This window comes from Leptolyngbya sp. FACHB-541 (assembly GCF_014695875.1).
In the GTDB taxonomy this organism is placed as follows: domain Bacteria; phylum Cyanobacteriota; class Cyanobacteriia; order Elainellales; family Elainellaceae; genus JAAUTN01.
On record NZ_JACJPC010000110.1, the window covers coordinates 79848 to 102629 of the forward strand.

Sequence of the window (22782 nt, forward strand, 5' to 3'; positions counted from 1 at the left end):
CTACGTGATCTGTCAAAATCTTACCATAGTGAAACGAACCGCCTTCGACCAAGAGATGTATATCACTAGATACAACTTAACGGAATGTTGAAGCTACTCATGTCTGTGTCATTTCTGATTTAGCAACGTAGGCGTTTGTATGTTGCTCATCTTCAAACTTCAGCTTGATGAACTAGAAGAATTGAAAGTAAAGATTCAAAATTTTTCCGCTAACTATTCTGGATTGACTGCTTTGGTGAAGTAGTTCCTTTAAAAGAGGAACCGCCTGAACGGTAGTCCAGGCGGAGTGTGGTGTGAGGAGTGAACGGAAACATGCGTCTCCGCTACTTTCTATTGTAGGCGATAGTTATAGTTTTTCCAGCAGTTCACCCAAACGGAAAGGATAAACTTATTGAAATAACTTGACAAAACTACGCTTACTTGCCCATGCCTAATTGTTGCGCTTTTTGGTAAACCTTACCTTCAGTGAGCAGAGAGGGTGCAATTACAACTTCTACCTGCTGCATTTCTCGAATGTCTTTAGCACCAAGGGTACCCATACTGGTTTGCAGAGCCCCCAGTAGGTTGTGAGTGCCATCATCAAGCTGGGCAGGACCACGCAAAATTTGCTCTAGGGTGCCAGTCGTGCCGACGCGAATTCGCGTGCCTCTGGGCAGGACAGGGCTGGGTGTCGCCATTCCCCAGTGATAGCCGCGACCGGGAGCTTCTTTTGCTCTAGCAAAGGGAGAACCAATCATTACACCATCAGCACCGCAGGCAATACATTTACAGATGTCTCCACCTGTAACAAGTCCGCCATCTGCAATTACAGGGACATAATTTCCGGTTTCCTGATAATAATCATCTCGTGCTGCGGCACAGTCTGCGACTGCTGTGGCTTGAGGTACGCCCACTCCTAGCACGCCGCGTGAGGTGCAAGCTGCACCTGGGCCAATGCCAACTAACACTGCTGCTGCCCCTGCTTTCATCAAGTTGAGGGCAACTTCGTAGGTGACGCAGTTACCCAGCACGACCGGAATTGGCATTTGTTGGCAAAACTCTGCCAGGTCGAGCGGTGTGACCGCTTCGGGCGACAGGTGAGCGGTTGAAACGACGGTTGCCTGGATAAAGAACAGATCTGCCCCCGCCTTAGCGACAGCCGAGCCGTACCGAGTTGCTCCAAGGGGAGTAGCACTGACCGCAGCGATGCCACCCTGTTGCTTGATTTCTTGAATTCGCCGTTCGATTAGTTCTGGCTTGACCGGTTCTGCATAAAGTTCTTGCATCAGCGGCACAAATTCGGTGGTGCCAACTGAGGCAATGCGATCGAGGATGGGGTTGGGGTCTTCGTAGCGAGTCTGAATTCCTTCCAGGTTGAGTACGCCCAGTGCGCCCATTTGCGAGAGCTGCACTGCCATCTGTACATCAACGACTCCATCCATTGCGCTGGCGATGATGGGAATTTCACGTTCAATTCCACCGATGCGCCAGCTAGTGTCTGCCAATTTTGGGTCTAGCGTTCGCTGTCCAGGGACGAGTGCGATTTCGTCAAACCCATATGCCCTACGGGCCGCTTTGCCCCTGCCAATTTGAATGTTCACGCTTTTAATTCTTCTATAACCCGTTAAGGCTAGACTATCAAATCTAGAACAAAATTAATGCAGCCTAACTATTAAAAACCGAGGGAACACCCTTCCAGGGGAACTCCCCAGTTCTATTCATTTGGCGATTGGAGGAATTGAGTTGAGTCTGACGCTGTACTTACTTCGACATGGGCAAACCGATTGCAGTCGCGCCAATTTGTTTTGTGGCTCGATTGACCCAGAGTTAACGCCCGAAGGAATGGAAATGGCTCAGGAGTTTGCGGCAGCTTACCGCACTACAGATTGGGAAGCAGTTTTTGGTAGCCCAATGCGACGAACCCAGGCGACGGCTCAGCCACTTTGTGAGGCAATTGGGCAGTCTATTCAACTGCGAGATGGGTTGAAGGAGATTAATTACGGCAAGTGGGAGGGGCAGACGGTCGAGACAGTCAGACAGGATTATCATGATGACTATATTCGCTGGCTGGCTGATCCGGCATGGAATCCACCGACGGGTGGGGAGGCAGCGATCGCCATTGCCAACCGTGCCCTGGGTGTCCTTGAAGAAATCCAGCAACGCTATCCTCAGGGCAACGTCCTGATTGTTTCGCACAAAGCGACGATTCGGATTATTCTCTCTAGCCTTTTGGGAATTGACGTGGGGCGGTTCCGATATCGGTTGGGCTGTCCAGTGGGTTCGGTTAGCGTGGTTGAGTTTGGCTCTCACGGCCCATTAGTCAAGGCGGTTGCCGATCGCCTTCACCTGAGTGAACGACTGCGCAACCTACCGGGAACTTGAAGTAGGAACTTAAAGATGGCTCGCGTTTCGATTGTGATGCCAACACTCAATGAGGCAAGCTGCTTAGGACGCACTTTGCGTCACTTGAGTTTGCTTGACCCTGCGGCAGCAGAGGTGCTGATTGTAGATGGGGGCAGTACGGATGAAACGCTAGCGATCGCTCGTCAAACCCAGCAAGCCTTTCCTCAGACAGAAATGCGTATTCTGTCAACGGAGCAGTGTGGGCGATCGCTGCAAATGAATCGAGGAGCAGAGGCTGCAACGGGTGATATTCTCTGCTTTTTACACGCAGATACTCTGGTTCCAGATGATTTAGTCACCGTTGTGATTGACACTCTGACTGATTCGACTGTTGCCTGTGGGGGGTTTATCTCGCTCATGGCTGGCACTCAGACAACTCGCTGGGGCGTATCACTGCACAACTATTTGAAAACATATTACGCGCCGCTGATTTTTCGTCCCCATTTGTTCCTGAAAGGGATGCGGCTGCTGTTTGGCGACCAAGTGATGTTTTGTCGGCGGGAGGATTTTTGGGCGTGTGGTGGCTTTGATGCAGCAATGCCGATTATGGAAGAGGCGGATTTGTGCTTGAAGCTGACGCAGCGTGGACGAATTCGGCAGGTCAATCGGGTGGTGCAATCGTGCGATCGCCGTGTAGCAAAATGGGGGACACTCAAAGCAACTGCGATTTATCTCTACATTGGGTTGCTCTGGGGCATTGGTGTTTCGCCTGCATACCTGAAGCAGTTCTATGAAGATGTTCGCTAGGTCACAAAACCACAAGAGTTTGATAGAGCCTAACCCTAGGGCAAAAAATCATGAGGTGTGGATAAAAGCTTGAGTCATCTGTCTAAAAGCCCTGGTGATTTCAACCGATAGTCAGGATACTTAAACAAGGACTCTGCTGACCTTAAATAGAAACGGATTGTGGGAAACTTCGTTGGGAGCATCCCACCTTTGTGTTTTTATAGTGGGCGGAAAAGCGCAGGACAGGAACAGGCAAAACAGACGTGAGCAAAGCAGACGCAAGCAAGACGGGTGAGGGCAAGGCAGACATTTTGGTCGTGGATGACCATCCAGCCAATCTTCGGCTGCTCTCGGCGATGCTTGAGAAACAGGGATATCAGGTCAGGAAAGCACTCAGCGGACAGCTTGCTCTAGATTCTGTTGAGGCATCTCTGCCGGATATTGTTTTACTCGATGTCAATATGCCTCAGATGAGCGGTTACGAAGTTTGCGCCAAGCTAAAGGCAGCAGAACGGACTCGCGACCTACCGGTAATTTTCTTAAGTGCTGCTTCAGAGGCGCTCAATAAAATTTATGCGTTTGAGGTGGGAGGTGCAGACTACATCACCAAGCCATTTCAGTTAGAGGATGTGCTGATTCGGGTAGAGAATCAATTGACGATTCAGCGACAGAAGAGACAGCTTACCGAGCAAAATACTCGGCTTCAGCAAGAAATTCGCGATCGCCAACAGGCAGAAGCCGCCCTGCGTCGCAGCGAAGCCCAGAACCAGGCTGTATTGGCAGCCATTCCCGACTTGATGTTTCGCGTTCGTCGAGACGGGGTTTATCTAGACTATTTCCCAGCTAAAGGGTTCCATGAACCACTATCGCCTGAGATGGAGCGGATTGGGCGAAAAATGATGGATGTGATTCCCGCAGAAATGGCGCGGCGACAACAGCAATATATGGAATTGGTGCTGCAAACGGGTGAGATTGAGGTGTATGAGCAGCAGTATGAGGTAGATGGCAAACTCTTTGAGGAAGAGGTGCGCGTTGTTGTCAGCGGCGAAGATGAAGTTTTGTTTATCGTGCGGGATATTGGCGATCGCCGCCGCATTGAGCGAGCGCTTTACGAAGCTCAACGCAAATCTGAAACGTTGCTGCTGAACATCTTGCCTAAAATCATCGCGGATCAACTCAAAAAGAATCAAGACTCTGTGAATCAAGAGAATGGGGCCATCGCAGAACAGTTCAGCGAAGCCACAATTCTGTTTGCTGACATTGTTGACTTTACCTCTCAGGCGGCGCGGACTCGTCCAACAGATCTAGTGAATCTGCTCAACCAAATTTTTTCGACCTTTGACCAATTGGTTGAACAGCACGGCTTGGAGAAAATTAAGACCATTGGAGATGCCTACATGGCAGTGGGCGGGCTGCCAACTCCAAGGGATGACCACGCCGAGGCGATCGCGGATCTTGCCCTGGATATGCAGCAAGCAATTCAGCGGTTTCATCGAGATCAGGGTGAGCCGTTTCAACTGCGGATTGGCATCAACACAGGAGCTGTCGTCGCAGGTGTGATCGGCATCAAAAAATTTAGCTATGACCTCTGGGGAGACACCGTCAACGTCGCTTCTCGGATGGAAACCCAGGGTGAAGCCGGAAAAATTCAGGTGACGGCAGAAACCTATCAGCACCTTCAGCACCGCTACCAGTTTGAAAAACGAGGGGCGATCGCCGTCAAGGGCAAGGGGGAGATGACGACCTACTGGCTTTTAGCCAAAGCTTCTAACGATGAGCCGTCAATAGCAGACGCAGAACTCACTGCACAAATAAATTAGGATGCAGCCCTATCGTCTGACCAGAGTTTGATTAATTTGATCGAGCAACTCTTTCATCGAAAGCGAGGGAGGGAGGACTTGAGCGGCGATCGCCTCCAGCACTTCGCCTATCGCCCCCATTTCAAACGGCTGGGGTTGACAGTTCCAAACCAGAATGGGTGGTTTAGTACCGACCTGAGCTAGAGTTTGCAGTGCTTTCAGCACCGATGGATGCGGTTCAGCATGGCGCACGCACAACAGCAGCAGATCAACGCTCTGATGCTGGATTTGCTCCAACACCTCTGACCAGGAACGACTGATTGAGCTACGAAAGCCCGCAGCTTGAAAATATTGCATTGAGGCTTGCAGCCATTCTGCCGCGCGCTTAGCGCTGGGATCAGGTGCTGTCCCCTCTACCCAGTCAGACTGCGGCGATGAAACCCAGTCTTGCTGAAGTGCCGCCACATCAACAACCAAAACATGCGGTGCCCAACTCATTCCAGCAGCGACCTGAATTACCTGAAGTAGTGCTGAGTCTGCATTTGAACTAGCTGTCTCATCTGGCAAAGGCGAAGCCAAACAAGGAAAAACTGTTAGCTCTGGCAGTTGGTTTGCAGCTTGCGTAATCTCTGCGGTGAGCGTTACCAGCGGCAGGGCTGCTAGAGCTGGATATTCACTCAACTGCCTCAGGTAGGTCATTGGCTCAGAGATGACTCCATCCAACAACACCACATTAGGCTTCCAAACTTTTGCCAGCAAATCTGCCTGGTCTAAGTCGTCCACTTCTAGCATCCGGCAGTTGTGAGGATGCAACAGGCTATTTAAGTGAGTCGCTAAATAATGCTCGGATCGGGCAGATAGCACCTGTCCACCTGCGTTCAGGTGCAGGATGGTTAGACTGGTGACTGCATCTTGTGGCTCAGACGCTTTGTGAGTTAGAGGCTTCAGGCTTTGCTCTAACGCATCAGGCTGAATCGGCAAGCTGAGAAAGCCATCTGCTCCATTGCGCTGAGCCTGAGTTTCTTCCAGATGACTGGCGGTCACAATAACGGGGATGTGGCGAGTTTCGGCGTCCGATTTCAGCAGGGTCAGGACATCCCAACCAGTCAGCAGGGGCAAAGCCGGATTTAAAAAAACCGTCGCAGGCTGGAGCCGTCGCACTTTTTCTAGGGCTTCGGTGCCAGAGCGGGCGATCGCCACCCGATAGCCCAGACCAGCCAACTGATGGGTCAAGTCTTCTAAAAAGCGGGGCACTACCTCGACCACCAGCATCAGACGGTTGCTGTAAGTTTGTGCGAGCAGCTTAACCGACGATTGCGTTTCAGTTGCAGTGGCTTGAGGAGGGCTGGGCGGCAGCAAAATAGTAAATTGGCTCCCCTGCCCCTCAACGGAGGTGAATGTCACATCGCCGCCATGCAGCCGCGCTAGCCGCTGGGTCAATACGAGTCCCAGTCCGGTTCCTTCATATCGACGAGTCAGCGGGTTTTCAAGCTGCTGAAATTTTTGGAAAATCAGGTGTTGCTTTTCATCAGGAATGCCAATTCCGGTATCCCACACAGTGAAGGCAATCCAACCTTCCCAGGCTTCCACGGTTAGCCCCACTTCGCCGCCTACTTCTGTGAACTTAAACGCATTGGAGAGCAGGTTGGTCAACATTTGCCGTAGCCGTAGCTCATCGGCAATCAAGGTTTCTAAACCGGGCTGCACGGTCAAGTCAAAATGAATTTCTGATGCTGAAGCGCTAATCTCCATGCCAGAGCTTTCTTCCCGGGGCTGCAACCGACGGGCTTGCTCATAAGCGCGATCGCACACCGTTTTAACATGAACTGGCTCTAACGTTAGCTCCAGTTGTCCAGTTTCAATTCGAGTCAAATCCAGGACGCCATTAACAATTAGCACCAGATGTCTACCGCTCTGGTGAATCAGTTGCGCGTAGCGAGTCTGGCGATTGTTTAGCTCACCCAACGCCTGGTCTTTGAGCAGCGTTGATAGCCCTAAAACCGCAGTCAGCGGTGTCTTTAGTTCGTGGCTAATGCAGGACAGAAACTCATCCTTGAGACGGTTAAGCTGGACAAGATCTGCATTTTTAGCAGTTAGCTCTTTGGCTACCCGGTGCTGCTCGGTAGTATCCTGAGCCATCACCAGCCATAGTTCCTGAGAATGGGCTTGAGCAGGATGATCTGGCTCAGCAGCGAAGTCAGATATCTCATGGGACTGGAAGCCAGACTGGGCACGACGACGAGATTCTACCACCGACAAAAGAGCCGCCATGCTGAACTGTGCGTAAGTAGAGCGGTTTCCCAGCGGAATTTTGAGAAACTGCCAGGTTCGCTCCTGTCCGTCTTTCATAGGACAAGTACAGACACAGGTATCTAAGTCAGCCCCTAAATGACAAAAACTGAAGCGATCGCCCATCGCATCAATCGGATTGGCAACACTCCAAGTCCCGGACAGATGGGACCGCTGGGCTGCGCTGAGGAACCACGGAGGCTCAAAGGAAGATTCGGTAGAGAGAGCAGGTTGGCTACGCTGTAGCACAGGCGTAGCGACTTCCAGCAGTAAAGCGGCTTCTCGACCTACGCTGCTAGGGTCTTGCAGCTCACCGAGTTGTTCCCGCCAAGACAAGTTGCGAGCAACAACCTCCCCAGTGTTGGTTTGTAGCATCATGGGCAAGGGCAGTCGCTCTAGCAAATCAATCAACAGGTCTGCGGAAATTGACTCAGCAGAAATCGACTCAGCAAAGGTTGGCTCTACTGAGGGCGATTGCCTCGTGTGCTCAAACGCGATCGCCTTTTCACCTAGGGGCCCCAGGCTTTTTTGCATCTCCGCCATCCCTAACGATCGTTTCTGCAAACTGGGCATGGGGTTTAGCACCAGAAACTTGAGCAGTTGCGTTTGGTTTAACAGCCCCAGACAGTCGCCGGACTCGTCAATCAAGGCATATTGCCACTGCTCCAGGTCTTTCAGGTAAGGAGCAAGCTGGCTGAGTGGCAAATCTGCAGATAGCTCAACTAGCGGCTCATAGAGCGGCTGATCGACAAGAAAGGACAATTGCTGAAGGGTTTGCTGCCGAGGAGCGATCGCAGTCTCAGAGTAATCACGATCTACGCGATCTATAACTGTTGTCTCTTCAACTTCTGCAGTCTCTTTAGATAGAAAGTCTTTAAGGCAATGAAGGGTCAACGTTCCCACTAACCGCTGTCCATCGGTAACAATAACCCGCTCACAGCTAATTTGTTGAAATAACCCTAGCACCGCTGGCAGTCTGGCAGTTTGAGCGCAGACTGGCGTAGGTTGGATAAATTCCCTGACAGAAGCAACATACATGTATTACGAGAAAGCAGGCCCCAGTGAGAATTTTATCAACAAGCTAGCGATCCTAGCTCAATTATGGCCACATGACAGGAGAAGTAAAGACGTTTGCAATTACAATAAATGTTAAGTATTTTAATGCTGATTAGCGATCGCCCAGTTTTCGCTAGGATTCTTGACAAGTCTACTTATCTCACTATCAGCTCAGCTTTATAGTTCTTCTTCAGTTATTGTCCTTTTTGCAGTTATAGCTTTGCGTCCTCAACTGTTCATTTGTTGCCTGATCTCTTCTGATGCACTAGCGCAATCCCTCAAGCATTCTCTTCAGCGAGACTCGTTTGAGGGTGCGTTAAGTGGACAGTACAGCCTGACTCAATTTGCGGTTGAGACTGAATTCCTCAGTTTTATTGAGCGAGAAAAGCAGTTGGACTGTTTAATTCTGCAAGATACTGCAAAGCTTCTGGCAACACTTGGACATTTGAGAGAACGCGCCATCTTCCTGCCAACGGTGATTTTAGACTCAGTCACCCCGTCGTCTGTCCAAGACTCACCTATCTTGGCAGAAGCTGATCTGTCAGATCTGGCTGCTCTCTACCATACGGCTGTCCTGAGAACATCAGTTGATCAGCTGCATCAGATCGACCAAACCATTGATCGAGCGATTGATCAATTCTTGACGCTATCGCTTTCTTGCCCGCTCCCTGAACAGGACTCAACCCCTGGCTCCCTGGCAGCCCTGACTACCCACACGTCTCTCGTTGCCCAACAAAAACGCCTGTCTGACAAACTGAAGGAACGGCTAGGATACCTCGGTGTGTACTACAAAAGGAATCCCCAAAACTTTCTCCGACACTTGTCTTCATCTGAGCGAAAAGAGCTAATCCAGCAGCTTAAGGAAGATTATCGGGAAATTGTCTTGAATTATTTTGCCCGAGAAGACAATCTCAACGAGAGAATTGATAATTTTGTCAATGTGGCTTTTTTCGCTGACATCTCAGTCTCGACCATTGTAGAAATGCACATGGAATTGATGGACGAATTCTCTAAACAGCTACAGCTAGAAGGACGCAGTGATGATATCTTGCTGGACTATCGCCTCACCCTGATCGATGCGATCGCCCATCTCTGTGAAATGTATCGCCGCTCCATTCCTAGAGAGTCTTGAAAACTCTGATAAGCGATCGCCATCAGCATTTACAATCCTCCTTGTCGTCTCGTCAAAAACCGAATTCTTCATCGGAGATCCATGAGTCCACTCAAAAAGACTTACATTTTGAAGCTTTACGTCGCTGGGAACACCCCCAACTCGATTCGTGCTTTAAAGACTTTGAACAACATTTTGGAAAAAGAATTTCAGGGTGTGTATGCGCTCAAGGTAATCGACGTTCTCAAAAATCCTCAACTTGCTGAAGAAGACAAGATTCTCGCGACCCCAACCCTATCAAAAATCCTGCCTCCGCCCGTGCGAAAGATCATCGGAGACTTATCGGATCGCGAGAAAGTTTTAATCGGACTAGACCTTTTGTACGACGAATTGCGAGAAGATGAACGGGAAGAACAGTAGTTCAATCCAAAAACCTTATCCATCCCACATCCCACATCCCACATCCCACCGCACATTTCACACCATTAAACTAACTTTAAAAACTCTTTTGGTAAGCTGTTGACAGATTTATGAATAAAGCTAATCAAACTGGGCAAGCCATTGAATCGACCTCAGCAGGTATCCAGAAGATTCGTACCCTAATTGAAGGCTTTGATGATATCAGTCACGGCGGTCTGCCAGTTGGTAGAACTACTCTAGTCAGCGGCACCTCTGGAACTGGAAAGACCCTGATTGCCGTCCAATTTCTCTACAACGGCATCACTCACTTTGACGAAGCCGGGGTATTTGTCACGTTTGAAGAATCTCCGGCTGATATCATCAAAAACGCTCACAGCTTTGGCTGGAATTTGCAGCAGCTAATCGATCAGGGCAAGCTGTTTATCCTGGATGCTTCCCCTGATCCCGAAGGGCAGGACGTAGTCGGCAACTTTGACCTGTCTGCGCTGATCGAGCGAATTCAGTACGCGATTCGTAAATACAAAGCCAAACGAGTTTCGATTGACTCCGTTACAGCAGTCTTTCAGCAATACGATGCAGCTTCAGTCGTGCGGCGCGAAATTTTTCGGCTGGTGGCTCGCCTTAAGCAGATGAATGCCACAACGATCATGACCACGGAGCGAGTCGAGGAATACGGCCCGGTTGCCCGCTTTGGCGTTGAGGAATTTGTCTCTGATAACGTAGCGATCGTCCGCAATGTGCTGGAGGGAGAACGCCGTCGCCGCACGATTGAAATTCTCAAACTGCGTGGCACAACCCACATGAAGGGCGAATATCCCTTCACCATCACCAACGATGGCATCAACATCTTCCCACTCGGAGCCATGCGCTTAACACAGCGATCGTCTAACGTTCGCGTTTCCTCTGGCGTAAAGACGCTGGACGAAATGTGTGGTGGCGGCTTTTTCAAAGATTCGATCATCCTGGCAACGGGAGCGACAGGTACAGGCAAAACGATGCTGGTCAGCAAGTTTTTGCAGGATGCCTGTAGGATCGGCGAACGTGCTTTGCTGTTTGCCTATGAAGAATCTCGCGCCCAGCTTTCCCGCAACGCCTATTCCTGGGGGATTGACTTTGAGGAACTGGAGCAAAAGGGCTTGCTGAGAATTCTCTGTGCTTATCCAGAGTCAGCGGGTTTAGAAGACCATTTGCAGATTATCAAGTCTGAAATTGCCCAGTTTAAGCCGTCTCGAATTGCGATCGATTCGCTTTCTGCCCTGGCGCGGGGTGTAAGTAACAATGCATTTCGTCAGTTTGTCATTGGCGTGACGGGCTTCGCTAAGCAGGAAGAAATTACAGGGTTCTTCACCAACACGACCGACCAGTTTATGGGATCGAACTCCATTACCGATTCCCATATTTCTACAATCACCGACACAATTTTGATGTTGCAATATGTCGAGATTCGCGGCGAAATGGCGCGGGCGCTGAACGTCTTTAAGATGCGCGGTTCCTGGCACGATAAGGGCATTCGGGAATACACGATCAGCGCTCAAGGACCACAAATTAAAGAATCCTTCCGCAACTTTGAAGGAATTATCAGTGGCTCCCCCACTCGAATTGCCGTTGATGAGAAGAATGAGCTTTCGCGGATCGTACGCGGCTTCCAAGAAAAATCTGACGACGATGCCTAACTAGCAGGATGGGCAGTACTCACCTTTAATCTTGTTCTCAGGTAAAACTCGGGAGGCATTGCTGATCTGAGGTATGAATTTCGTAGAGTCATGGCAATGCCATGACCCTGCAGAGGGAATTGAGATCCGTGAATTATGCCCGCATTCAGTAACGCCAAACCTAGAAATGTCTATAGTAAGGCTTTGCCTCATAAAGAGTACAAGAAGCAGAGCCTTTGGTTGGCACTACGAGACGGAGCCTCGTAACGAGGAGAGCTGGAGGATTCAAGGGCTTTCCATGAAGGTTTGGACTCTGCCGCTGGGGTCGAGAACAATGCGGATTTGAGGGTTACCACCATTCTCAACCGGAGAGACAAAGGGTTCACCGGGAAGGGGCATTCCAGTGCGATCGATGTAGTCCCCAGCAGCCCGTCCGAGGGGAATGATTCGCTGAATTGTACCGTCAGCGCCTAATTGCAGCCGATATTCCAGCGTTTGGTCGAGGCTTTCGGGCGGTTGCCAGCGTTCCTGGAAAAAGGCGCGGGCTTCTGCAACTTGGGGAATGGTGTCAAAGGCAGTGCTGCCTGGGTTGGGGCGATCGCCTCCTCCTTCATCCGACGGTGCAGCCTCCGACGAAGCAAATGCATCCCCTTGCCCTGACGAAGATCGCGCTGCACTCGAAGGCGCATCTGCCGCTTCTGATTCCGTTGGAACTTGCAGCTCAGATGGATTGCTGCCTGTTCCAGGTGCATCCGATCGCTGCTGGGAAGGGGCGATCGCTACATCGGGGAGATTGGTGGGAGCGCTGGGAGCACTGGAAGTGTTAGGAACAGGAGCATTCGGAGTTGGGGTACGAGGCACCCCAACCGACGGCAATCCGGTACCCGGTGAAGGGAGAGTATTGGCATTGGGCGGCGGTAGCGGAATATCGAGCGGTTGAGAGTTAGGAGGGGTTGTGTCTTTACCAGACGGAAGAGGGGTAAGCGCAATGTCTTGCGGATCTTCGCTAAAGGTACCTTCTGCAGTTTGGATTTCGTTCGTGTCTTCGTTAGCAGCGGTGATCGTAGACTGTCCGGCGTAAGGATCGACAAAGCGAACGATCGACGCTGTCACCCCAACTGCCAGCACTAGGACAGCGGCAACCTTTGCCCAGGCAGGCGTAGCGTTAAGCCAGGTGGGACGGTTAAGCGTGGGGAGAGCGATCGCCTCCGCACTGTATTCATCCAAAGCATTTGCCAGATCAAATAGCTGCAAAGCGCTTAGCCGCACTACATTTGACTCACCTGTGGACAGTTCCCCCAGGCAAAGGTCGTGGGACAGCAAGCCCTTTGGCTTGAGATAAATCTCAGTTGCGCTCCCAGTTGCACCAGTACCATTACCCTCCTCAGGTTGCATTACTGCTGTACCGTTTCCTACCCTACTAGAAGCAGCACCCGGCAAAGACTCTAGCTGGTCAAAGGATGCCAACAGGGGAGGAGATTGCCCTGGCGTAGGAGCGGTACCTAAAACATTTTGCACATAGCGCTCGACTGCTTCACACAGTGCTTCTAACTGAGCGCGATCGCCTGTAATCTGTACCTGCTCTTCGGGCGGTAAGCGCGGGTCATCAAAGCTAAGCTGAAACCGCAACTGCTTCAACACAGGGCGACCTGCCCAGCGAGACAGAGGCGACCCTTTTGCCGCAATTTCCAGTGTGCAGGTAGGGGGAGTATATCGACGCAAAACGGAGTTGGGCAAAGACATGGTTAAGGAAGAGAGGTTTGGCTTTCTTCTAAAGACACACGGATAGATCCACAGGTGAACAGAAGCAAGCTGTTTTGTGGAAGCAAGAATACGACTCAATCACCGAAATTATAAGGATACTGCTGAGATAAAGCTTCGTCTCTGCGGTATGTAAAGCTCATAGCTCTGGCTTTGAAGGATGAACTGGCGCGACACCAGTGCGATCGAGCAGTGCCATCCAAAGCCGCCGAGAGCCATTAGGAGCGCTATAAAACAACAGATCAATCAGCAGTTTCAGCGCCAGGTGAGTCAACTGGTCGGGCGGTGTGTTTTCGCCGTCTTCCATCCGTTCCTGGTAGGCATTGCTGAAATTATCGAGGTAATCCCCCAATAGCGCAGCCTGGTGAGGTTCACGGTTTTGTTCAGCAAGTTGTTCTAATAGCCCCACTGCACGGCGAATTAGCTCTTGATGCTGGTTTGCCAGACGACAGGCAATCAAGACAAGCGATCGCGCCTCCTCTACATCCAACCGCTTACGTCCCTGCCCCTTTCGCAAAGGGCTAGACTGCCTCAACCGCCACAGCGAAACGCGATCTGCCACGACATCTGCCAGGTTTAGCTCTGCCGCCGTTCGCAACATTGCTTCAGAGCCAATTCCAGCTAACGCCTCCAGCGCCAGCAACACCAAATCCAGTTGGGCTTTGATGTTGTCCAACTGAGTCGGGTCTGGCTGAATGCCTGAAGTTAGCTCCTCCCAGGCAGCATTTGAATTGGGTGACTTAACGGTAGAAGGCATAAGTCTAAATTACGGCACGAGACAAAGTTTGGCGGAGCAGTTACAGGACTTGAAACAAGACTACTTAACTCTAGAGTAAGTTTCTTTCTACCCTAAAAGTTGGTTATTTCCGATACATCCCCCAATGGGACAGCTTCTGCAATAACAAATCATTTGCGCCTTAAATAATCTATTAGCCCATCTGCTAGAGCAATCTTATTAAGCGGTTTTTACGGAAAAACTACTAACTTACCTTATGGTGTTCATGCCAGTGTTTAGCAATGTCAATCCGACGGCAAAGCCACACTCGTTCATGCTTTTGCACATAATCTAAAAACCGTGTCAGTGCCAGCGCTCTACCCGGTCTGCCGACGAGCCGACAATGGAGTCCAACGCTCATCATTTTGGGTGCTGTTTCACCCTCAGCATAAAGACAATCAAAGGCATCACGCAAATAGGCAAAAAACTGGTCACCAGAGTTAAACCCCTGTGGGGTAGCAAACCGCATGTCGTTGTTGTCTAGCGTGTAGGGAATCACTAGGTGGGACTTGCCATATTCCTGCACCCAGTAGGGCAAATCGTCAGCATAACTGTCGGAGTCATAAAGAAAGCCACCCTCCTCCACAATCAGGCGGCGCGTGTGGGGACTGTTGCGCCCTAAGTACCAACCCAGGGGACGACTGCCTGTGACTTGGGTGTGGAGGGCGATCGCCTTTTCCAAGTGATCTCGCTCTGCCGCTTCCCCAAAATACTTGTAGTCAATCCAGCGATAGCCGTGACTGGCAATTTCCCAATCTGCTTCCAGCATGGCAGCCACCGCCTCTGGATTTCGTTCTAGCGCCATCGCCACTCCATAGACGGTGATCGGAATGCCTCGCTCCACAAATAAGCGGTGCAAGCGCCAGAATCCAGCCCGACCACCGTAATCGTAGCAAGACTCCATATTCATGTGGCGCAATCCTTGCAAGGGAACTGCCCCAACGATTTCAGACAGAAAAGTTTCTGAAGCCTGATCGCCGTGCAGAATGCAATTCTCTCCCCCTTCCTCATAATTAATCACAAACTGCACGGCAATCCGGGCGTGATTGGGCCACTGCGGGTCAGGAGGGGTCTGTCCATACCCAATCAGGTCTCGCGGATACGGTGGGGTCATAAGGTTGAAGTTGCCTATTTTGTCCAGATTCTTGAGGGGTTAACATCCTGGCTACCCAAGACGCTGAATACGTCCGTCAAAGACATTACCTTAATATCGCTACCGGCTAAGATACTGTATCTACAGACAAAATTCAGGCATTGCTTCACGTCTATGACCTCCCCTAACAAGCGAGTTTTCATTTGTGGTTCTGCGCTGCGAGGGCAACCTGACCACCAAAATCTTCAGTCTGCTGAGTTTATTCGTCCAGCAAAAACTCAGCCGATTTATCGGCTCCATGCGGCTGAGAATGGCTGGCATCCCGCGATCTATGAGGTGACAGAGGGCGGTATTTCGATTCCGGGTGAGGTATATGAACTCACTCAGGAGCAGTATGAATATCTGTTAGCCAATGAGCCACCCCATATGTATCCCGGTGATGTGATGTTGGAGGATGGGGAAGTTTCGACGGCAATGCTTTACCCGCGTGAGTTAGTAGAGCAGCACAACTGGATTGATATCTCTGATTATGGAGGTTGGGCAGCTTACAAGGCAGCTGTAGTGAGTTAGCTGCAATCTACAAGAATCTCCGGCAGGGGCAAACGATCGTTTGCCCCTGCCGGAGGTTCTCCTATTAAATTTTTAATCTGTATATCGGTGTTTCCACAACGAGCTCGGCTTACATTCTGCCGTTCTGCATAACCTGCTGAAGGTGCTGACGAATCTCTTGTGCCTGCTGTTGGTCAGAATCCCGTAGCTTTTGGAATAGCTCCACACAAGGCTGCGAGTCCATGCTTTGAGCATCCTGAATGTAGGTTTCGTAAGCTTTTACTGCTTCGGCTTTATTTTGCAAAGCTGTAATCAGGTCATACTCTAGATTGCTGACGGCTCGGTTTTGGCTACTTTGGGTATTAACCATCGGTTTCACCTCTGTGAATGTTCAATCTCACAGTGACTCACCTTTAGGGACAATTCATCTGCCCAAAAGCGTAGGGGTTGTAACTGATTAAAGTAGTCCCCCGTCGCCCCAAGACATATCAGAGATGTCCCAGCTTTTCAGGTCGGTTGGTGGGCGATCGCTACTCCACGCCCACCAGGAAACACCGCAGGTACAGAGATAAAACTCCTGCCACCTTTTACGATGTTCTTCGGTAAAAACGGGCGATCGCCGATTAATCCAAACCTTTTCTGCTTCTACACAAGCGGTGCGGCAGGTCGGGCAAGAAAATTCGTGAACGTGAACAGCTGAATTTGTCCAGTCAGGTGGAATTGGAGCAAACGCATCCATGAACTAAAACTGAATAGCATCTGCTACCCATTATTAACGGTTTGTTTACGAATCGGGTGAGCTAAATAACTGTAGAAACCTAATCAGAATCTCAAATCTAGGTAAAAGGACAGTTTTCTAGTTTAATTGAGAACATTCACTGTGCCAGAATTTCCACCTTTAGGTACTGTCTGGGATGAAATTCGTAGTAAAACTAGAGCAAAACTGAAAGCTATAGTCTTTCAATCTTCTTTCAATCTTGAAGTTCTCAGTTTTACATTGCCTGCTCATTCAAGGCTAGAGTTCAAGTCTCAGATAATCTTGTAGCCTCACCTCTCCACAGGAAGGATGACCTCTATGACAGACAATCTTCTCATTCTCAGGGTGATCTCCCTGATTGGGATCTTTGTATTGTGTGCGATCGCCTGGTTATTTTCTGAAAATCGCAGTTTCAAGGTCTTCCCGTGGCGACTGGTGATCATGGGAATTCTCTTGCAGCTTGTTCTGGGCTTTTTAGTCTTTCAGTTTCCACTCACCCGGCTTATTCTTCAGGGCTTTAGCAACCTCCTCAACGTCGTGCTAGATGCAGCCGACTACGGAGCGCAATTTGTGTTTGGTAGAAACTTGGTGCCAGAGCCACCTCGCAATAACCCAATTCAACCCATTTTGCTTTCACCGCTTGCTGCGGGCGGCGTTTGTGCGCCCAATACAGCCGGAGAAGTCATTCCTGGATTTTGTGGTATCAGACTTGGCTATGTTTTTGCCTTTCGGGCTTTGCCCGCAGTTATCTTCTTCTCTGGTTTTGTAGGCTTGCTCTACAACTTGGGGGTTATTCAATTTATTACTAATATTTTTGCCAAAATCTTTTACTCGGTGATGCGGCTGAGTGGTGCCGAAGCTCTAAGCGGTGCCGCCAATATTTTTGTTGGAATTGAGGCGGCGATCGTTGTCAAACCGTTTCTGCCCAAAATGACGCGCAGTGAGCTTTGTGCCATTCTCGCCTGTTGCTTTGGTACAGCCGCTTCGTCAACCCTGGCAATTTACGTCAACTTCCTCAGACCTGTCTTCCCCAATATTTTGGGACACCTGGTTTCGGCGTCCATCATGGCAATTCCTGCCTGCTTTGTCCTGTCCAAGATTTTGGTGCCAGAGACAGAAATTCCTCTGACGGCAGGTGGTATTCCAGATGAACGGGCTTTGAGACATAGTCCTGACCCAGTAGATGAGCGGGTCGAGGAAGCCGACTTTCAAGATGCCCCTAGGGAAACGGTTGCTGGAGAATCGATTGAGCGTGTTAGCCCCTTGGACGCCGCCATTTTAGGTGCGTTAGATGGAGTCAGAATGGCAGTTTCGATCGCCGCTGTCCTGATTCTGATTCTGGGACTGGTTTATCTGGTCAATCAGCTCTTTGTGGGATTGGCAAGTTTGCAGGAGTCTGAGATTGCTGCCTTACAACCGATTGGTCGCTTCTTTAGCGTTGTCTCTTTAGCAAATATTTTAGGCGCTTTGTTTTTGCCACTGACTGCCCTAACAGGCGTCTCTCTCAGTTGGCAAGAGCTATGGGAATCCTCGGTGATCATCGGGCGACGCTTGTTTGAAACTGCTATCCCGCCTTATCAAGCTTTGGGTGCAGCAGCAGCTTTGCCTGTGGGCGAAAGAATCATTAGCGATCGCGCTGTCCTGATTGTCAGTTATGCCCTATCCGGTTTTGCTCACCTGGCTTCAGTTGGCATCTTTGTAGGCGGCACAACCGCCCTAATTCCCTCTCGCCGCAAAGACATTTCAGAACTCGGCTGGAAAGCCCTATTTATCGGGACACTGGCAACCCTAATGATCGCCTGCGTCGCTGGTGTTTTTGACACGGGTGATTATTCTGGTATTCTAGGCGCACCTGCCCCTGAAGCGGCTCCCCTAACTGCTCCGTCGCCCAGCCCTGAAGAAACGCCAGAGGAAAGCCTGGAGGAAGAAAGCCCAGACGCCTCTCCTGTCCCAGCTGAAGCCGAATCACCTGAGGCAGAAATTCCCTCCCCTAGCCCGACAGTTCCTCCTAGCCCGACAGTTTCTCCTAGCCCAACCGCTCCTGCTGGTCAAGCTGCTCCACCTACCGCCCCAACAACTAGCCCTTCTCCGGTAGATAGCCCAACTCCACCACTACGGACTTCACCATCTCCGTCTCCTTCACTGACTCGTTGATGAACTGGAATTTTGGGTGGTAGTCAACCAAAGCTGATGAGAGAGGGGGCGATCGCCCCCTCTCTCATCAAACTAAAAATAGCTCTCGAATTCCAGCACTGCCGATCTCTACCGCCAAAGCCGCCAACAAAAACCCCAAAATCTTGGTAACAATAATTGCGCCCTCAGCCCCCATCCATTTATCAATTCGGGAAGACTGACGAACAATGAACCAGGTGACAGCCATTGCCGCCACGATTCCCGCTACTACGCTGAGCTGAGCTGCCTGCGACTCCGACATCATCAGCATCACTGTTGTCAGTGTTCCTGGCCCTGCCAGTAGCGGCAATGCTAACGGCGTAATCGCAACATCTCGCCCCTGCTCTATCACAGGCTCATCCATCTCGCCTTTCAGCATATCCAGCGCCACCAGCAGCAGCAGCAATCCCCCCGCAACCTGCAAAGAGGCAATACTGATATGCAGGTAATCTAAAATTGCTTGTCCTGCAAAAGCAAATCCCAGAATTACAGCAGTAGCGACGAACGTAGCGCGATCGACAACCCGATTTCTTTCATCTATCTCCATTCCCTTAGTAAGCGCCAAAAAAATCGGTGCATTACCCAGTGCATCTGCCAGCACAAAAACCGCGACAAAAGTTCTAACCAGAATTGAGGTGTCCACAGATAGAAGCTCAAGGAATTTCCCCTCAACAGTATCTTGAGTGCTACCAGATTGCCATCCATTCAGCAGTGAAAAATCAGAAATAGCTTTGTGCGAATTCTACTTCAGTAAACCTCACCCTGAATAAGTAAATTTCTGACAAATTTTATACAGACTTTTATCTCTATTGATGAATCTCGATCCTTTGTAATCTAGATAACATTACAGGTATGGAAAAGGACGGCTACTGCCTATCCCTAATTCCCACAAACAGGCTTTTGTCGTTTTTTGCTAAGAGGCTTTCAAATATGAAACGTTTACTAATCAGCAGTCTTTCACTTCTACTACTGGGAACTGCAGTCATACCCGCAGCTCAAGCACAGTCCCAGTCAGGTCAGTCGAGTCCAGACAGCATGCAGCAAAACCAGATGGATCAGGAGAGCCTAGAGGACTCAAACCAGAATCAGCGTGCTACCCCCTACGAAGATGGATCACCCGCTTCAGTTGAAATTCAGCAAAATAACTCTTCTGAAAATCAGCAGAACGATTCTTCTCAAGACAGCTCCCAACCTGCTGCTAACGAAGGCAATCAAAACACCTATGCAGCTACAGGAAACTTTGTTAGCCAGTATGAGCCCACACCTTTTGAGATTGTCAGTCTTGCCCGTCAAGGGTACCTACAGAATCAAGGCATTCCCAGCTACGCTACACTAACCGACAACTACCGAACGCGCGATACCACTCCAGAAGACATTGTTCAAGCTGCGGTTGATGCAGGGCGCTTACCTGCTAGCCGAGTTGATGATGCTGCCTACACTTATGGAGTTCTTACTCAGTTGAGAGGGCTAGACCGCAATTTCCGGGATTAATTTAGCTGTTGAAGCTATAGCAGTGGGGTGGGCAATGCTCACCCCATTATTAATGAAAGTTCTACAATCCTGTACAACTACCGACTCGCAGTAGTCGGCATTCCTAAAATGTCCTCAATCCGAGGCATTTCCTCTAGGGGAATTACCCGACCTTCATCTTCAAAACCAGCAATCTGGTCAAAGTTGAGGTAGCGATATAGGTCGCCCGCAAAAGGATTCAGCTTGTTCGCCACAATGTCCGTGTATTCCTCCACTGTGGGAATGCGTCCCAACAGGGCACAAGCGGCGGCAAGCTCAGCAGAACCAAGGTAAACCCGTGCATCCTTACCCATACGGTTGTTGAAGTTGCGAGTTGAAGTCGAAAAAACAGTTGTGCCGTCTTCAACTCGTGCCTGATTCCCCATGCAAAGCGAACACCCTGGCATTTCAGTTCGGGCTTTTACTGCTTCAAAGGTTTCGTAAATTCCCTCTTTGCGAAGTTGGCTTTCATCCATACGAGTTGGAGGGCAAATCCATAGCCGACCCTTAACCGCAGGTTGAGCTTCTAGCACTTTTGCTGCTGCCCGATAATGCCCGATATTTGTCATACAGGAGCCGATGAAGACCTCCTGAACTGGGTCACCTGCCACCTCTGACAGCAACTTTACGTTATCTGGATCGTTGGGGGCCGCTACGATTGGCTCTTTGATCTGGTTCAAGTCGATTTCAATAACCTCGGCGTATTCTGCATCAGCGTCGGCTTCCATTAGTACTGGATTTGCTAGCCACGCTTCCATCTTGGCAACTCGACGCAGAATGGTACGGGCATCTTGATAGCCTCGTGCCGCCATATTCTTTAGCAGAGCAACGTTTGAGCGGATGTATTCTGCTACCGTGTCAGGACTAAGTTTAATCGTGCATCCAGCGCAGGAACGTTCGGCAGTTGCGTCGGTTAGTTCAAAGGCTTGCTCTAGCTTCAGATTGGGCAAGCCTTCAATTTCCATAATGCGTCCAGAGAAGACATTTTTCTTGTTTTGCTTCTCGACGGTAAGCAACCCTTTCTGCATTGCCACGTAGGGAATGGCGTTGACTAGATCCCGCAGGGTTACGCCGGGTTGAAGTTCACCCCTAAACCGAACGAGGACAGATTCGGGCATGTCTAAGGGCATTACACCCAGAGCAGCAGCAAAAGCAACCAGTCCTGAGCCGGCAGGGAAGGAAATGCCAAGTGGGAATCGGGTATGAGAGTCACCGCCTGTCCCCACGGTGTCGGGTAACAGCATTCGATTGAGCCACGAGTGAATGATGCCGTCACCGGGACGTAGAGCAACGCCGCCCCGCGCTGAAAAGAAGTCGGGAAGGTCTTTGTGGGTCAGCAGATCGACAGGCTTAGGATAGGCAGCAGTGTGACAAAAACTTTGCATAACGAGGTCAGCACTGAACCCTAAACAGGCAAGCTCTTTTAGCTCGTCGCGAGTCATAGGACCAGTAGTGTCTTGGGAACCTACGGTTGTCATCAAGGGTTCGCAAGATGTGCCTGGACGGACGCCAGGTAGACCACATGCTTTACCAACCATTTTTTGTGCCAGGGTGAAGCCCTTACTGGAGCTCTCCGGAATGCTGGGGCGGGTAAACACGGGGCTTGGCTCTAGTCCTAACCCAGTTCGAACTTTGTCAGTAAGAGTGCGTCCAATCAGCAGTGGAATACGTCCACCTGCACGAACTTCGTCCAGAATTGTCTCTGGCTTGAGTTTGAATGTAGAAATTACTTCTCCAGCTTCATTGGTGATTTCGCCTTTATAAGGATGGATCGTGATCACCATGCCTGTTTCCATTTGGCTGACATCACACTCAATGGGCAACGCACCAGAGTCTTCAGCGGTGTTGAAGAAGATGGGAGCGATCGCCCCTCCCAGGATAAATCCACCCGATCGCTTGTTTGGCACAAACGGAATGTCCTGCCCAATGTGCCACAGCACCGAGTTGATCGCCGACTTACGGGAAGAACCTGTACCCACGACATCGCCCACGTAGGCAACCGGATGTCCCTTTTGCTTTAGCTCAGCAAGGGTTTCCAACCCACCGGGCATTCGTGATTCCAGCATTGCCAGCGCATGAAGCGGAATGTCGGGACGAGTCGTCGCGTGAACGGCAGGAGAAAGGTCATCTGTATTGGTTTCTCCAGGTACCTTAAAAACCGTGACGGTAATTGCTTCGGGCAAAGATGGGCGACTGGTAAACCAATCTGCTGCTGCCCATGAATCGAGCACTTGCTTAGCATAAGGATTGCTTTCGGCTAGCTCCTCCACATCATGGAAGGCATCGTAAACCAGTAGGGTTTTGCTCAGAGCGATCGCTGCCGCTCCTGCAATCTCAGCATCTTCTACCTTCAGCAGATCAATTAACGACTGCACGTTGTAGCCACCCATCATCGTTCCCAGCAATTCCACTGCCTGCACCGGAGAGACGAGCGGACTAGTCGCTTCACCCTTGGCGATCGCTGTCAAAAATGCCGCCTTCACATACGCTGCCTGATCAACCCCCGGAGGAATGCGATCGCGCAGCAGTTCCAGCAGTGTTTCTGCCTCATCTGCCGGTGGAGACTTTAGTAATTTACATAGCTCGGCCGTTTGTTCAGCAGTCAACGGTAACGGTGGAATACCCAGCGCCGCTCTCTCTGCAACTTGTTGACGGTAAGATTCCAGCATTTCAAGATTCTCCAGACACGATTAAGACATCAAAAATAGTTGAAATTTTTTAGGCTGCAATT

Annotated in this window: 18 protein-coding genes; 9 read left to right on the forward strand and 9 right to left on the reverse strand. The window is 50.3% G+C overall.

The genetic code is table 11. The features are described from left to right. Positions 1 to 416 precede the first annotated feature (416 nt). Positions 417 to 1580 (reverse strand): GuaB3 family IMP dehydrogenase-related protein, encoded by a 1164-nt coding sequence (locus tag H6G00_RS22950; protein WP_190646259.1) that lies wholly within the window; start codon positions 1578 to 1580, stop codon positions 417 to 419. Between the two features lie 142 nt (positions 1581 to 1722). On the opposite strand from H6G00_RS22950, the gene H6G00_RS22955 reads away from it, so the two are divergent. The 3 genes from H6G00_RS22955 (at position 1723) to H6G00_RS22965 (ending at position 4928) form a co-directional block, all read left to right on the forward strand. Beyond that, positions 1723 to 2361, forward strand: coding sequence for a histidine phosphatase family protein (locus tag H6G00_RS22955; RefSeq protein ID WP_190798538.1), 639 nt, complete (start codon positions 1723 to 1725; stop codon positions 2359 to 2361). A 15-nt stretch (positions 2362 to 2376) separates the two neighbouring features. Further along, positions 2377 to 3129, forward strand: a complete 753-nt coding sequence (locus H6G00_RS22960) for a TIGR04283 family arsenosugar biosynthesis glycosyltransferase (RefSeq protein WP_190646257.1) — start codon at positions 2377 to 2379, stop codon at positions 3127 to 3129. A 242-nt stretch (positions 3130 to 3371) separates the two neighbouring features. Continuing rightward, positions 3372 to 4928 (forward strand): adenylate/guanylate cyclase domain-containing protein, encoded by a 1557-nt coding sequence (locus tag H6G00_RS22965; RefSeq protein WP_190646256.1) that lies wholly within the window; start codon positions 3372 to 3374, stop codon positions 4926 to 4928. A gap of 9 nt (positions 4929 to 4937) precedes the next feature. On the opposite strand, the gene H6G00_RS22970 is transcribed toward H6G00_RS22965, so the two are convergent. After that, positions 4938 to 8234: an ATP-binding protein gene (locus tag H6G00_RS22970; RefSeq protein ID WP_190798539.1), complete on the reverse strand. Its 3297-nt coding sequence runs from the start codon at positions 8232 to 8234 to the stop codon at positions 4938 to 4940. A 238-nt stretch (positions 8235 to 8472) separates the two neighbouring features. Here H6G00_RS22970 and H6G00_RS22975 point away from each other — a divergent pair, with 238 nt between their 5' ends. The 3 genes from H6G00_RS22975 to kaiC all read left to right on the forward strand — a co-directional run bounded on the left by H6G00_RS22975 (position 8473) and on the right by kaiC (position 11456). Continuing rightward, entirely contained in the window at positions 8473 to 9384 is a 912-nt protein-coding gene (locus H6G00_RS22975) for a circadian clock protein KaiA (RefSeq protein ID WP_190681423.1), read from the forward strand. A gap of 81 nt (positions 9385 to 9465) precedes the next feature. Beyond that, positions 9466 to 9783: a circadian clock protein KaiB gene (gene kaiB, locus H6G00_RS22980; protein WP_190646253.1), complete on the forward strand. Its 318-nt coding sequence runs from the start codon at positions 9466 to 9468 to the stop codon at positions 9781 to 9783. Positions 9784 to 9893: 110 nt separating this feature from the next. After that, positions 9894 to 11456 (forward strand): circadian clock protein KaiC, encoded by a 1563-nt coding sequence (kaiC, locus tag H6G00_RS22985; protein WP_190646252.1) that lies wholly within the window; start codon positions 9894 to 9896, stop codon positions 11454 to 11456. 264 nt (positions 11457 to 11720) lie between these two features. Here kaiC and H6G00_RS22990 read toward each other — a convergent pair whose 3' ends face one another. The 3 genes from H6G00_RS22990 to puuE form a co-directional block, all read right to left on the reverse strand. Beyond that, a complete protein-coding gene (locus H6G00_RS22990; RefSeq protein WP_190798540.1) occupies positions 11721 to 13178 on the reverse strand; it encodes a DUF4335 domain-containing protein in 1458 nt (485 codons plus the stop codon). Positions 13179 to 13335: 157 nt separating this feature from the next. After that, a complete protein-coding gene (locus tag H6G00_RS22995) occupies positions 13336 to 13953 on the reverse strand; it encodes a DUF3038 domain-containing protein (RefSeq protein WP_190646250.1) in 618 nt (205 codons plus the stop codon). A gap of 223 nt (positions 13954 to 14176) precedes the next feature. After that, positions 14177 to 15085, reverse strand: coding sequence for an allantoinase PuuE (gene puuE / locus H6G00_RS23000; protein ID WP_190798541.1), 909 nt, complete (start codon positions 15083 to 15085; stop codon positions 14177 to 14179). A gap of 153 nt (positions 15086 to 15238) precedes the next feature. On the opposite strand from puuE, the gene H6G00_RS23005 reads away from it, so the two are divergent. After that, positions 15239 to 15634, forward strand: a complete 396-nt coding sequence (locus H6G00_RS23005) for a gamma-glutamylcyclotransferase (RefSeq protein WP_190681431.1) — start codon at positions 15239 to 15241, stop codon at positions 15632 to 15634. 109 nt (positions 15635 to 15743) lie between these two features. Here H6G00_RS23005 and H6G00_RS23010 read toward each other — a convergent pair whose 3' ends face one another. Continuing rightward, the gene (locus tag H6G00_RS23010) at positions 15744 to 15983 is read right to left on the reverse strand and encodes a hypothetical protein (RefSeq protein ID WP_190646247.1); all 240 of its coding nucleotides are present in this window, start codon (positions 15981 to 15983) and stop codon (positions 15744 to 15746) included. Between the two features lie 87 nt (positions 15984 to 16070). After that, on the reverse strand, positions 16071 to 16352 hold the full coding sequence (locus tag H6G00_RS23015) for a hypothetical protein (protein WP_190681433.1): 282 nt from the start codon (positions 16350 to 16352) through the stop codon (positions 16071 to 16073). Positions 16353 to 16688: 336 nt separating this feature from the next. On the opposite strand from H6G00_RS23015, the gene H6G00_RS23020 reads away from it, so the two are divergent. Then, positions 16689 to 18524, forward strand: coding sequence for a nucleoside transporter C-terminal domain-containing protein (locus H6G00_RS23020; protein ID WP_190798542.1), 1836 nt, complete (start codon positions 16689 to 16691; stop codon positions 18522 to 18524). A 67-nt stretch (positions 18525 to 18591) separates the two neighbouring features. On the opposite strand, the gene H6G00_RS23025 is transcribed toward H6G00_RS23020, so the two are convergent. Beyond that, the gene (locus tag H6G00_RS23025) at positions 18592 to 19185 is read right to left on the reverse strand and encodes a MarC family protein (RefSeq protein WP_190798543.1); all 594 of its coding nucleotides are present in this window, start codon (positions 19183 to 19185) and stop codon (positions 18592 to 18594) included. A 287-nt stretch (positions 19186 to 19472) separates the two neighbouring features. Between H6G00_RS23025 and H6G00_RS23030 the strand changes: the two genes are divergently transcribed. Continuing rightward, on the forward strand, positions 19473 to 20033 hold the full coding sequence (locus H6G00_RS23030; protein WP_190798544.1) for a hypothetical protein: 561 nt from the start codon (positions 19473 to 19475) through the stop codon (positions 20031 to 20033). A gap of 77 nt (positions 20034 to 20110) precedes the next feature. On the opposite strand, the gene acnB is transcribed toward H6G00_RS23030, so the two are convergent. After that, entirely contained in the window at positions 20111 to 22720 is a 2610-nt protein-coding gene (acnB, locus tag H6G00_RS23035) for a bifunctional aconitate hydratase 2/2-methylisocitrate dehydratase (protein ID WP_190798545.1), read from the reverse strand. Positions 22721 to 22782: the final 62 nt, after the last annotated feature.